The sequence below is a fragment of the Plantactinospora sp. KLBMP9567 genome, assembly GCF_033446045.1.
Classification (GTDB): Bacteria; Actinomycetota; Actinomycetes; order Mycobacteriales; family Micromonosporaceae; genus Plantactinospora.
Genome location: NZ_JAWQRR010000027.1, coordinates 276,100 through 285,426 on the forward strand (window position 1 = coordinate 276,100; position 9,327 = coordinate 285,426).

Here is a 9,327-nt window from a genome sequence, read left to right on the forward strand (position 1 = left end):
GTGGAGCTTCGGGTGCTGGGGCCGCTGGAGGTGCGGCACGCGGGGGCGAGCGTGCCGCTGGGCGGGCCTCGCCAGCGCGCCGTGCTGGCGGCTCTGCTACTGCGCGCCAACGAGCTGGTGACCGCCCAGTACCTGACCGAGGTGGTGTGGGAGACACCGCCCGCCAGCCCGGAGTCCAACCTCCGGACGTACGTCGCGGGGCTGCGACAGCGGTTGCCGCAGGCCGGCGCGGACGCTTCCCGGCTCGTCACCGACGCCGGCGGCTACCTGTTCCGGGTGCTGCCCGGCGAGTTGGACCTGGAGACGTTTTCCGAGCTGATCGACCGGGCACGGCAGGCCCAGGACGAGGCCGCGTTCGGGCGAGCGGCGGAGTGCTACCAGGAGGCGCTGCGACTGTGGCGCGGCACTCCGCTGGACGGGCTGCCGCTCGGCCCACGCCTCTGGGCCGAGCTGGCCCTGCTGGAGGAGCGCCACCTCAGCGCCGTCGAGCAGCACGTCACGACGAGGTTGGCGTTGGGCGAGCACGACGGCGTGATCGCCGAGCTGCGTCGCCTGGTACTCCAGTATCCGCTGCGGGAGAACCTGTGGACCCGGCTGATGCGCGGGCTGTGCGGCGCGGGACGTCCGGCGGAGGCGCTCAAGGCTTTCCAGGATGCCCGTCGGGTGCTCCGGGACGAACTCGGTACCGAGCCCGGCGGCGAACTACAGGATCTCCACCGGCGGATCCTCCGCCAGGAGGCGGTGACTTCGCCACCCGCACCACCCGCCGCACCGGCCACCGTGCCGAAACAACTGCCGTCGGACGTACGGGGATTCGCCGCCCGAGCGGCCGAGCTGGCTCGGCTGGACGCCATCCTCTCCGGCACCAGCGGACACGCCACCGCCGTGCCGGTCTGTGTGCTGTCGGGCACCGCCGGAGTCGGCAAGACCGCCCTGGCGGTGCACTGGGCGCACCGCGTCGCCGATCGTTTTCCCGACGGACAGTTGTACGTGAACCTGCGCGGTTTCGACCCGACCGGGGCGACGATGAGCCGGGCCGAGGCGGTACGCGGTTTCCTCGACGCCCTGGCCGTGCCCCCCGATCGGATACCCGCCGGTCTGGAGGCACAGATCGGCCTCTACCGCAGCCTGGCGGCCGGCCGGCGGATGCTGGTCCTGCTGGACAACGCGCGGGACATCGAACAGGTTCGGCCGCTGCTGCCGGGCACGCCCGGCAGTCTGGTCCTGGTGACCAGCCGGAACCACCTGACCGGCCTGGTCGCGGCCGAGGGTGCCCACCCGGTGACCCTGGACCTGTTGACCGTCGACGGCGCGCGCGAGATGTTGGCCAGTCGCCTCGGTGCCGCCCGGATCGACGGCGAGCCCGAGGCCGTGGACGAGATCATCGAGTCGTGCGCGCGGCTGCCGCTCGCCCTCGCTGTCGCGGGTGCCCGCGCCGACACCCACCCCGCGTTCCCGCTGGGCGCGCTGGCCCGAGAGTTGCGGGACGTCCGGGCCGGGCTGGACGTGTTCGCCATCGGCGACGCCGCCACCGACGTGCGGGCGGTGCTCTCCTGGTCCTACCGCACCCTGAGCCCGGCCGCGGCCAGGCTCTTCCGGCTGTTGGGCCTGCATCCCGGCCCGGACACCGCCGCCCCGGCCGCGGCGAGCCTGGCCGGGCTGCCATCGCACCGGGTACGCCCGCTACTGGCCGAACTGGCCCGCGCCCACCTGGTCGTCGAGCACGCGCCCGGCAGGTACACCTTCCACGACCTGCTGCGGTCGTACTCCGCGGAGCTGGCAGCCGAGCTGGACCCCGAACCGGACCGCCGGGCCGCCGTACGCCGGGTCCTCGACCACTACCTGCACATCGCGCGGGACGCCTGTCGGCTGCTGGATCCGCACCGGGAGATGCTCGCCGTCGAGCCGGCCGAGTCCGGAGTGGACTGTGAACCGCTCGCCGATCGCGCCGGGGCCCGGCACTGGCTCGCCGCGGAGCACTCCGTACTGCTCGCCACGATAGCCAGGGCGGCCGGCGAGGGGTTCGACGCGCGCGCCTGGCGGCTGGCGTGGATCCTCGTGGACCACTTCGACTACGGCGGCCGCTACCACGACCTGGCGGTCACCCAGCTCACCGCTCTGGAGGCCGCCCGGCGACTCGGCGACCGACGGGCTCAGGCCTATGCGCAGCGCGGGCTCGGCGGGGCGTACGCCCAACTGGGTCCGCTCGCCAAGGCCGAGGCCCACTACCGCCTGGCGCTCGGCCTCTTCGGCGAACTGGACGACACCGTCGGGCAGGCGTTCGTCCACCTCGGACTCGGCAGAGTGCTCGCCCGGCAGGCGCGGTACGCCGAGGCGCGTGACCAGGCCGAGCAGGCGTTCGAGCTGAACCGGGCCGCGCTCAACCGGACAGGGCAGGCGCGGGCGCTCAACGGAGTCGGCTGGTACGAGGCCCAGCTCGGGAACTACCGGAAGGCGCTGGTGCACTGCCAGAAGGCGCTGCTCCTCCAGCGGGCCCTCGCCGACCGGCGCGGTGAGGCCAACACCCTGCACAGCCTCGGCTACGCCCACCAGCACCTCGGCAGCCACCGCCAGGCAGTCGCCTGCTACCGGGAGGCCCGGGAGCTCTTCGCCGGCCTCGGCGACCGGTACAACGTGGCGGACACCCTGCGCTATCTCGGTGACGCCCATGATGCCGCCGGCGATGCCGGAGCGGCCGGTGACGCCTGGCGGCAGGCGCTCGAAATCTTCGTCGAGATCGGACATCCCGACGCCGAGCGGATCCGGGTCCGGCTCGGTCGTCTGCGCGCCAGGAAGGTCGGCTTCGGTGCGGGGCCGGCGTTCAGCCCCGCTCCCGCTCGACGAGTTCGCGTACGGCCGGTGCCACTTCCGCGGCGAACCGTTCGGTGATGCCGTGGTCGTCGCCGCCGATGAGGAAGGCGGTGACGCCGTGCGTGAGGGTGAGATCGGCGAGCTGTTCCACCCACTGGCCGGGTGGGCCGGTCAGCAGGCCACGGCCGGTCGGGGAGAACTCGACGTTCATGACGTTCATCAGGCGCCGCACCGCGGCCGGGGAGCGACCGGCCCCGACCGCGGCCTCATCGATCCGGGCGTTGAGCTCGGGCAACGATTCGACCCCCCGGGGCAGGTACTCGACCGTGGGCAGCCAGCCGTCGCCGAGAGCGCCGGTCAGGGCCAGCATCTTGGGCTTGTAGGCGCCGACCCAGATCCCGATGTCGTGCGCCGGCCGTGGTCCCCGCTTCGCACCGGCCGCGGTGTAGTAGCGACCGTCGTGTCGCAGCACGCCGCGAGCCTCGGTGTCCCACAGGTCGCGGATGATCGCGATCGCCTCGCCGAGCGCGACGACGCCCTGCCCCGCGCTGAGGCGACGGCCGCCCATCGCGGCTACTCCGTCCCAGAAGGCACCGGCGCCGATGCCGAGTTCGAAGCGGCCGCCGCTGAGCACGTCGAGCGAGGCCGCGGCTCGGGCGAGTACGGCGGGCGGGCGTAGCGGGAGGCTGAGCACGTTGCCGCTCAGTCGTACCCGTTCGGTGCGCGCGGCGACGTAGGACAGCAGCGTCCAGGTGTCCAGGTACGCCGGCTGGTAGGGGTGGTCCTGGAACGTGACCAGGTCCAGCCCGGCCCGGTCAGCGGTGATCGCCAGGTCGACGACGTGCTGGGCGCTCCCCGCTGCGGGGGTCACGAAGGTGCCGAACAGCAGGTCGTGTCCGTAGTCGGTCATGACATGGTCTCCTCGTCCGCCCGCTCGGTGGCGGGCATCCCGGCCTCGGCGTCGAGGCGCGGGTCGATGTTGAAGTTGTCCCGGAACAGGTTGTCCGGGTCGTAACGCCGTTTGAGGCCCCGCAGCTTGGCCAGCACCCGCGGTGGGAAGGCGTCGTGCAGCCGCTCCGGCCGCAGGTCGGTGTCGAAGCTGAGGTAGAGGCCGTCGAAGTGGTGGGCGAGTCCGTCCCAGGCCGCGTCGAGCGCCGCCCGGTCCGCGCCCATCGCCGTGACCTGGAAAGCCGGGGTACGGTGCGCGAACGCCGTCTCGTCGGCCGGGGTGTCGGCGATGGCCCCGCCCATGGCGCGCAACTCGAAGAAGTAGACCAGGCCGCTGCGCAGCAGCCGGGCGGCGTCGCGGGCGAACTCGTCGGTGAGTACCGGCAGGAACGCCGACCGGGAGACCGGCTCGCCCATTCCGTGGTGGCCGTCGGGACCGACGTCGGCGGCTTGGGCCATCACGTCCTTGTACCTGGTGAGCACGACCTGCTGTTGCGCGAGCAGGCCGAGTTCCGTGAACGGGGTGAGCCGGTCGACGACGACCTCGGGGTCCTGCGCGTCGACTATCGAGAACAGCTGGACCGTCGACCGGCCCTGGCGCGGCCGCCCGGTGACGAGGAACGCCGTCGTGTCCCGGGGCGCCGTACTCGCCAGCTCGCCGAAGCGACGCAGCGTCTGCGCCATGTCGGTGCTGACCAGGACGAGATGGGCCCAACCGAGCTCGCGCAACTCGTTGACCTCGAACTCGAAGGCCGTGGCCACGCCGAAGTTCGCGCCCGCCCCGCGTACTGCCCAGAACAGGTCGGGGTTCTCGTCCTTGCTCGCGCGCACCGGTGTGCCGTCGGCGAGCACCAGTTCGACGGCGCGCAGGTGGTCGATGGTGAGCCCGTGCTCGCGGGAGAGGAATCCGATCCCGCCCGCGGTGGCCAGCCCACCGACCCCGACACCGCCGTAGTCGCCGGAGCCGAGTGCCCAGCCGTACGGGTCCAGTGCGGCCGCGACCTGCTTCCAGGTCGCTCCCGGGCCGATCCGTACCAGGCGTCGGTCCCGGTCGAGTACCTCGATGCGGTTCAGCCCTCCGACATCGATGACCAGACCGCCGTCGTTGGTCGAGCGACCGCTGATGCCGTGCCCGCCGCTGCGCACGCCGAGCGGAAGGTGTCGGTGGCGGCGCGCGAAGGCGAGAGCGTCGGACACCTCTGCCGGCGTGCGCGGCCGGAGTACCAGCCCGGGTGAGCCGCCCCGCAGGTAGGTCGACGCGGTCGCGCGGAACGCCGGGTCACCGGGCTCGACGGCGGCGTCCGCGAGTGACTCCGGTATTCCGTCGTAGTCGATGCCTGCCCGGCGGCGCGCCCGGGCGGCCGCCGGCCGCCGGGGCCGGCCGCCGCGGCCCTGCTCGCCGAGCAGGGCGGTCAGGCGATCCACGTCCGCCTCGGTACGTGCGGGTACCACCACCGGCAGCCCGGCCTCGGCCAGGGTGCGGACCTGGTCGGGCCCGGCACCCTCGGGCGCGGTCACCCAGGCCGACTCCGACGTGATCAGCCTGGTGCCGGCCAGCAGGTCGAGACTCTGCCGAGCCTTGTCGACCACGGCGGGGTACGGCGCATGCGGGTCGGTCGGATCCGTGGCGGGCGCCGGGGAGGCGACGCCGAACTGGATGTGCTTGGTCCGGCCGGCGAGCCAGACCGCGGTGGTCCAGGGATCCAGCCCGTGAAGCTCCTCCGGAGCACCGTCGCCACGCACGACGACAAGGTCCAGACCGCCCGCCTCCGCCCGGCGGGCCAACGCGGCGAGTGTTTCGGGATCGGAGCGCGCCCTCGAGAGGTCCAGCGCGATCCCCAACTCGATGGCCATCCGATCTCCCAGTAAAATCTTGATCTTAGATCGTATTGTTAGCAGACGTTCGGTCTAACGGTAGATGCCGGTGGAGATATTCCGGAGTGACCAGGGTGACACCGCCGAGGCGGACGGGACCGAGCGGACCGCCGACGCCGGGCTGCTCACCCCCAGCGTCCGCGCCGGGCCACCCGGCCCGCCGGCCCGGACGGCCAGCCGCTGTCCGGGCCGGCGTACGCCGATGACGGCCTCTCACCTCGAGCGGAGGTACCCGGCGACGCTGCCCGTATCCGCCGGGTCGGCAACCTGCCCGATGTGTCCGGCCGGACGGACGAGAACCAGGGCATCCGCACCGTACGCGTCTGCCACGTGAAGTGCGGCCCGCTGCTACGCAGTTGACCGAGGAACAGGTGTACGCACGGCACCGGTCCGCCGTGCTCACCGCTGGCGCACACCGCACGGTCGGCGACGCCCCGCGTCACCGACCCAGCGACGTCGGTACGGTGGCCGGCGCCGGCACGGCGGCTACCCCGCGGGGCTGCCGGCGCTGACCCGGAGCTGCGCCACCGCGCGGGCGATAACGTCGCCGCGGCGTCGGTCCTGCCGGGCGTGCACGACGATGCGCCGCGAGACGGTGGGGTTGACCAGTGGCCGGGAGACCACTCCGCCGGGGAGTTCCGCGACGGCCAGGCGCGGTAGGACGGTGACTCCGATGCCCGTCGCCACCAGGCGCAGCGCCGCTCGGTGATCGTCCAGACGGGCGGCATATCGCGGCGTGAATCCGACGGCCCTGCATGCGCTCGAGACGATCTGCCCGATCGGGCTGTCGTAGATGTCGTGGTCCACCCACGGTTCGTCGCCGAGATCCCGCAGGGCGATCTGGCCAGCGTTGACCAGCGGGTGCGCGACGGGGAGCACGGCGACGAGTTCCTCGACGGTGAGTTCGTGCCGTCGGTAGCCGTCGAGCTGCACTTCGACGCCGCTGGCAGGCTCGGTTCGGATGTCGAGGTCCGGCTGTCGGCGGCCACGCCCGTCGACGGGTTCGTTGAGGCTGATCTCGACGGTGAGGTTCGGTTGGTGTCGACGAACGGTTCGCACGACCTCCGGTATCCACTGTTCGGCCGCGGAGGCGAAGCAGGCGATCGCCAGGTGGTCCGCCTGACCGCCCCGAAGGTCCGCCACGACCCGTTCGAGGCGGTCGAAGTCGGCGACCAGCGCCTGGGCCTGGTCCGCCAGCCGCCGGGCGGCATCGGTGGCGACGATGCCGCGTCCCTGCTTCTCGAACAGGACCAGTCCGGTCTCCCTCGCCAGCGCGGTCATGTGCTGGCTGATCGTCGCCGGTGAGTAGCTGAGGTTCCGTGCCGCCCTGTTGATCGATCCGGCTGCCAGTACCGCGCGCAGGACCACCAGACGTCGTGGGTTGAGCATGTGGCAGACCATACGGCGATGCCGAACGGTAAGCGACATTTGTTTGCTTGTTGCGACTCCTGGTGCGGTCGAGGATGACTGTCGGGCCGGTCCACCGGCCCGGTCTCCGGCGCCGGTCAGAGAGGGACGATGATGGACACGACGTTCTGGGCGGAGGCCGACCGCCTCCTGATCCGCTACGGAGTGAGCTTCACCCCGCGGATCATCGAGCGGGCCTCCGGTGCGTACGTCTTCGACCGTCAGGGAGCGCCGATCCTCGACTTCACCTCGGGGCAGATGAGTGCGATCCTCGGCCACGCTCACCCGGACATCGTGTCGACGGTCTCCTCCGCGGTCGCGTCGCTGGACCACCTCTACAGCGGCATGCTGAGTACCCCGCTGTTGGAGCTGGCCGACAGGCTCACCGCGACGCTGCCCCGCACGCTGGGCAAGATTCTGCTGCTCACCACGGGCGCCGAGGCGAACGAGGCCGCGATCAAGATGGCCAAGCTCTGCACCGGTCGCTACGAGATCGTCTCTTTTGACCGGTCGTGGCACGGCATGACCCAAGGAGCGGCCTCCGCGACCTTCGCGGCCGGGCGGCGCGGCTACGGCCCCCCGATACCGGGGAACCTCGCACTGCCGGCGCCGAATGCGTACCGGTCGCCGTTCCGATCCTCCGACGGGTCGCACGACTGGGAGGCCGAACTCGCCTACGGCTTCGCCCTGGTCGATCAGCAGTCCGCCGGGAGTCTCGCCGCTTGTCTGGTCGAGCCCATCCTCTCCTCGGGTGGGATCATCGACCTGCCGCCCGGATACCTGCGCCGCCTCAAGCAGATGTGCGACGAGCGCGGGATGCTGCTCATCCTCGACGAGGCGCAGACCGGTCTCGGCCGCACCGGCACCATGTACGCGTTCGAGCGCGACGGAGTCGCCCCGGACATCCTGACGTTGTCGAAGACCCTCGGGGCCGGGCTGCCCGTGGCGGCCGTACTCACCTCCGCCGAGATCGAGCAGGTCTGCCACGACCGTGGGTTCCTCTTCTACACCACGCACGTCTCCGATCCGTTGGCGGCAGCGGTCGCGCTGACGGTCCTCGACGTCATCGACCGGGAAGACCTCGTCGAGCGTGCGGCGAGGTTGGGCGACCAGCTCACCGCCCGGCTACTGGAGCTTCGCGACGGCTACGAAGTCGTCGGCGACGTTCGCGGCCGCGGCCTGCTCCAAGGTGTCGAGCTCGTGCGGGACAAGGAGAGCAAGGCGCCGGCCGATGCGTTGGGCGCAGCGGTCACCTCGGCCTGTCTCGAACGGGGCCTGCACATGAACATCGTCCAGCTACCCGGGATGGGCGGCATCTTCCGCATCGCCCCGCCGCTCACGATCAGCGACGACGAGCTGCACACCGGAGTGGACATCCTCGAGGCGTCAGTCAAGGCCGTGCTCAGCGAGACCGCCGAATGAGTGGCCACCCGGATGAGTGGCCACCCGGATGAGTGGCCACCCGGATGAGTGGCCACCCGGATGAGTGGCCACCCGGATGAGTGGCCACCCGGATGAGTGGCCACCCGGATGAGTGGCCACCCGGATGAGTGGCCACCCGGATGAGTGGGCCACCCGGAATCGAGACGGTCCCCCGTCGCCTCGCCGGCAGCGTCCGGGCATCCCGCCGGCGGGTTGACGGATCGACCCCGGTCGGAGGTAACCGGCGGGGTCGGTCCGCCGTCCCGGACTCACCCTGCGGATTCCTCGGCCGCCCGGATGCCGTACCCGTCGTGGCGCGGTTCGCCCGCCACCGGCCGTGCCCGTGGACCGGCCTCCCCGGCCGACGGGCCGGTCACAGCGTACGGACCACGTTCGGGATGAGCCGCTGGAACGCCTCGGCCTCCCGGATCCGTAGCGGGTAGTCCCCCAGGTCGAACGCCTCGAAGCGGGATGAGCCGCTGGAACGCCTCGGCCTCCCGGATCCGTAGCGGGTAGTCCCCCAGGTCGAACGCCTCGAAGCTCGCCCCGACGGCCTCCGCGGCCCGCTGCGCCTCCTCGTGCCGGATCCGCTTGACGTTCTCGATCGTCTGGTCCGGGTCTTTCCACAGCTCACCGGACTCGCCGCGCTCGCCGTACGACAGGGCCAGCATCAGCGCCTCGCCCCGGCGGCGGTGTGCGCGGCAACCGCCCCGGCAGCCCGCCAGACGAAGTCCGCGCTGTGCGCGCCGACCACCAGCATCCGGCGACCGGTCATGCCGGCACCCGGTCCGCGTCGGTTACCGCCAGCCGGCGGGAGTTCTCCACCGCCATCGTCTGGATGTCCTGCTCGGTGAAGCCGGCTTC

The 9,327-nt window shown here is 71.9% G+C and carries 6 protein-coding genes; 2 read left to right on the forward strand and 4 right to left on the reverse strand.

Annotated features, from left to right (window positions below; all coding sequences use genetic code 11):
• A complete protein-coding gene (locus tag R6Y94_RS23080) occupies window positions 1-2,889 on the forward strand; it encodes an AfsR/SARP family transcriptional regulator (protein ID WP_318397982.1) in 2,889 nt (962 codons plus the stop codon).
• Here the strand turns inward: R6Y94_RS23080 and R6Y94_RS23085 are convergent.
• From R6Y94_RS23085 to R6Y94_RS23095, 3 genes are all read right to left on the reverse strand, one after another.
• Window positions 2,822-3,721: an LLM class flavin-dependent oxidoreductase gene (locus tag R6Y94_RS23085; RefSeq protein WP_318397983.1), complete on the reverse strand. Its 900-nt coding sequence runs from the start codon at window positions 3,719-3,721 to the stop codon at window positions 2,822-2,824. The genes R6Y94_RS23080 and R6Y94_RS23085 overlap by 68 nt on opposite strands.
• On the reverse strand, window positions 3,718-5,613 hold the full coding sequence (locus R6Y94_RS23090) for an FAD-binding oxidoreductase (protein WP_318397984.1): 1,896 nt from the start codon (window positions 5,611-5,613) through the stop codon (window positions 3,718-3,720). Before R6Y94_RS23090 ends, R6Y94_RS23085 begins: the two co-directional genes overlap by 4 nt.
• A 507-nt stretch (window positions 5,614-6,120) precedes the next feature.
• Window positions 6,121-7,023 carry a LysR family transcriptional regulator gene (locus R6Y94_RS23095; RefSeq protein ID WP_318397985.1) on the reverse strand — a complete coding sequence of 301 codons (903 nt, stop codon included), beginning with the start codon at window positions 7,021-7,023 and terminating at the stop codon, window positions 6,121-6,123.
• Window positions 7,024-7,152: 129 nt separating this feature from the next.
• On the opposite strand from R6Y94_RS23095, the gene R6Y94_RS23100 reads away from it, so the two are divergent.
• Window positions 7,153-8,463, forward strand: a complete 1,311-nt coding sequence (locus tag R6Y94_RS23100) for an aspartate aminotransferase family protein (protein WP_318397986.1) — start codon at window positions 7,153-7,155, stop codon at window positions 8,461-8,463.
• A 269-nt stretch (window positions 8,464-8,732) separates the two neighbouring features.
• Here R6Y94_RS23100 and R6Y94_RS23105 read toward each other — a convergent pair whose 3' ends face one another.
• A complete protein-coding gene (locus tag R6Y94_RS23105; RefSeq protein ID WP_318397987.1) occupies window positions 8,733-9,134 on the reverse strand; it encodes a hypothetical protein in 402 nt (133 codons plus the stop codon).
• Window positions 9,135-9,327 lie beyond the last annotated feature (193 nt).

Excerpts from the sequence above, each read along its gene's own strand:
- R6Y94_RS23085 (WP_318397983.1), bottom strand. The coding sequence starts at position 3,721 with ATGACCGACTACGGACACGACCTGCTGTTCGGCACCTTCGTGACCCCC.
- R6Y94_RS23090 (WP_318397984.1), bottom strand. The coding sequence starts at position 5,613 with ATGGCCATCGAGTTGGGGATCGCGCTGGACCTCTCGAGGGCGCGCTCC.
- R6Y94_RS23095 (WP_318397985.1), bottom strand. The coding sequence starts at position 7,023 with ATGCTCAACCCACGACGTCTGGTGGTCCTGCGCGCGGTACTGGCAGCC.
- R6Y94_RS23100 (WP_318397986.1), top strand. The coding sequence starts at position 7,153 with ATGATGGACACGACGTTCTGGGCGGAGGCCGACCGCCTCCTGATCCGC.
- R6Y94_RS23105 (WP_318397987.1), bottom strand. The coding sequence starts at position 9,134 with ATGCTGGCCCTGTCGTACGGCGAGCGCGGCGAGTCCGGTGAGCTGTGG.